Origin of the sequence: Streptomyces sp. WELS2 (assembly GCF_013870595.1) — a bacterium.
Lineage (GTDB): Bacteria > Actinomycetota > Actinomycetes > Streptomycetales > Streptomycetaceae > Streptomyces.
On record NZ_JACBWZ010000799.1, the window covers coordinates 1 to 2769 of the forward strand.

At 74.1% G+C, this 2769-nt stretch carries 2 protein-coding genes and 1 pseudogene; 2 read left to right on the top strand and 1 reads right to left on the bottom strand.

The window, feature by feature from the left end; translation table 11 throughout:
• Both H5J33_RS30005 and H5J33_RS30010 read left to right on the top strand, forming a co-directional pair.
• Positions 1-1461: pseudogene (locus H5J33_RS30005) on the top strand (hypothetical protein); the annotation flags it as partial.
• A 110-nt stretch (positions 1462-1571) separates the two neighbouring features.
• Positions 1572-2000, top strand: a complete 429-nt coding sequence (locus H5J33_RS30010) for a nuclear transport factor 2 family protein (RefSeq protein WP_181797933.1) — start codon at positions 1572-1574, stop codon at positions 1998-2000.
• A 28-nt stretch (positions 2001-2028) separates the two neighbouring features.
• Here the strand turns inward: H5J33_RS30010 and H5J33_RS30015 are convergent.
• Positions 2029-2769 (bottom strand): AAA family ATPase (locus tag H5J33_RS30015; protein WP_181797934.1); only part of this gene is annotated, 741 nt, incomplete at its 5' end.

Genomic DNA, 2769 nt, shown 5'->3' on the forward strand with positions numbered 1-2769 from the left:
GCCCTGGTCGCCGGGGCGGTCGCGGTGACCGGGGTGGTCTGCCGCCGGGGCCGCAGCGAGCGCCGTCTCGACCGGCGTCTGGACCGGCACCTCGTCCGCCGCCTGAAGCTCGGCGCGCTCGCCCTGCTCCTGCTCGCCCTGCTGTACGCCGGGTGGTCCCGGCCCGGCTGGCAGTCCACCGGACGGCTGCCGGGCGTACCGGCCTTCGGGTTCCTCATGCTGGCCCAGGGCCTCGTCATCGTCACCCTCGCGGTCGTGGCCCGGGTCCTGTACCGGCGCCGGCCCGACCCGCGCACCGGGATGCGGGGCCTCGGCGGGCCCGCCGTCGCACTGCTCGCCTGCGCGCTGGGCGGAGTGATCTCCGGCGGGGTCGCCCAGCGCGTCGCCGACTGGCTGGACGGCACCCGTGCCCTCCTCGCCGGCCCGCCCGCCCTGCTGACCTGGCAGGCCTCCGTCATCCCGCCGCTCATCGCGGTGCTGCTGCTCCTGGCCGCCGCCCTCGCGGTGCGCACCGCCCGACTCGCCCGCGCCGAACGCGCCCGAGTGCGCGGCGAGCCCCCCGGCGAACCCGAGGACCCGCCCCGCACCCGCGCCATCGCGCACGCCCGTGCCATGGCCGCGCTGACCGACAGCGTCCCCCTCGTCGTCGCCGTCCTCACCGCCACCACCCTGCTGCTGGGCGCGGTGGCGCTGGCCGGTGCCGCGGCCACCGGGAAGACACCCGACGGGGCGGCCCACCGCACCCCGCACCTCGTCCAGGCCGTGGCCGAGACCTCCCAGGCGCTGGGCTCCTGGCTGGTCGGCCTCGGCTTCGTGCTCTTCGTGACCTGGGGCAGGCGCGCCTACAAGGACGCCTCGGCCCGGCGCACCATCGGCATCCTCTGGGACGTCGGCACGTTCTGGCCGCGCGCCGCCCACCCCTTCGCCCCGCCCTGCTACGCCGAGCGCGCCGTGCCGGACCTGACCTGGCGGATGGTCACCTGGACCCGGCGCACCGGCGGCCGGCTGGTGCTGTCCGGGCACTCCCAGGGCAGCGTCCTCGCCGCCGCGGCGGCCTGGCAGCTCCCGCCGTCGGTCCGCACCAGGGTCGCCCTGCTGACTTACGGCTCCCCGCTGGAGCGCCTGTACGGCCGCTGGTTCCCGGCCCACTTCGGCCCGCCGGCCCTCGCCGCGCTGCACCGGGACATCGCCTGCTGGCGCAACCTCCACCGCCGTACCGACCCCATCGGCGGCCCGGTCCGCATCCCCGCCGGCACCGCCCCCGAGGTCGACCACGAGCCGCTGCCGGATCCCCGCGCCTACGGCCGCACCCTCGACCACCCGCTCCCGGCCCCGATCCTCGGCCACTCCGACTATCCGTCGGACCCCGCCTTCGTCCGCGAACGAGCGCGGCTCCTGACCCGCCTCCTCCCCGGCCTCCCGGCCCAGCGCCCGGACCCGGTGCGCCCGGACCCTTCCTGACCGTCCTTACTAATCAAGTTTGATCACTGGTGCGGACAGGTGTACGCTCCGTGCGTCTCGACTAGTCAAACTTGATTAGTTGGCGTTCCGTCACCGCCGAAGGAGCCCGCATGACCTTCCTGCCCGACACCGGATACACCCCGACCGCCGAGGACCGGGCGAGCCTGGACGCCTGGTTCGCGGAGTACGACGCGGCGAGCGGCCGGCGCGACGTCCGGCGCATGGCGGACATGGCGGTGTTCCCGCTCAACCTCGTCAGCGACGACTCCGCGGGCGACGGCCGCTCCGCCCAGTGGGACCGGGACCGGTTCGTCGCCACCATGACCCAGGTGATGGGCGACGGGGACCAGGACATCACCTTCGAGTCCACCCGGACCCCGGTGTTCCTGTCCTCCTCGATGGCCGTCGTCTTCACGGACTCGACCATGACCGCCGACGGCCACTCCCAGCGCCTGCGGTACGCCGACATCCTGCTCAAGCGGGACGGGAGGTGGGCCTTCCAGACCATGATCCAGTCCGGCTGGGGGGACAACCTGTAACCCTCCGGGGGGCGACCGGTGCGGCCGCTCACGGCAGTTCGGGCAGATCCTCCGCGTACAGCAGGGTCAGGTCGTCGGTGGTCGGGTCGGGGAGCTGCGCCACCCGGCTCGCGTGCCGCTCCACCATCGCCTCGAACGTCTGCCGGGCGGTACGGCCGTTGCCGAACGCCGGGCCCTTCGGGATCGCCGCGAAGTACGTCAGCAGCGCCTCGGACGCGCCCGGCGCCAGCCGGTACTCGTGCTCGTCCGCCTGCTGCCGCACGATCCGCAGCAGTTCCTCGGGGCCGTAGTCGCCGAAGGTGATGGTGCGGGAGAAGCGGGAGGCCACACCCGGGTTGACGGAGAGGAAGCGCTCCATCTCCGCGGTGTACCCGGCGACGATCACCACCACCTCCTCCCGGTGGTCCTCCATCAGCTTCACCAGGGTGTCGATGGCCTCCTTGCCGAAGTCCCGCCCGGCGTCCTCCGGGGACAGCGCGTACGCCTCGTCGATGAACAGCACACCGCCACGCGCCCGTTCGAAGGCCTCCTGGGTGCGGATCGCCGTGGATCCGATGTGCTCGCCGACCAGGTCGACCCGGGACACCTCCACCAGGTGGCCCTTCTCCAGCACGCCCAGCGAGGCGAGGATCTCGCCGTACAGCCGGGCGACCGTCGTCTTGCCGGTGCCGGGGGAGCCGGTGAAGACCAGGTGCCGCTTGACCGAGGCCGCCTTCAGCCCCGCCCGCTGCCGGCGCCGGCCCACCTCGATCATGTCGGTCAGCGCCCG

Bases quoted from the DNA above. Each gene is read 5' to 3' on its own strand.
- H5J33_RS30010 (WP_181797933.1), top strand. From the start codon at position 1,572: ATGACCTTCCTGCCCGACACCGGATACACCCCGACCGCCGAGGACCGG.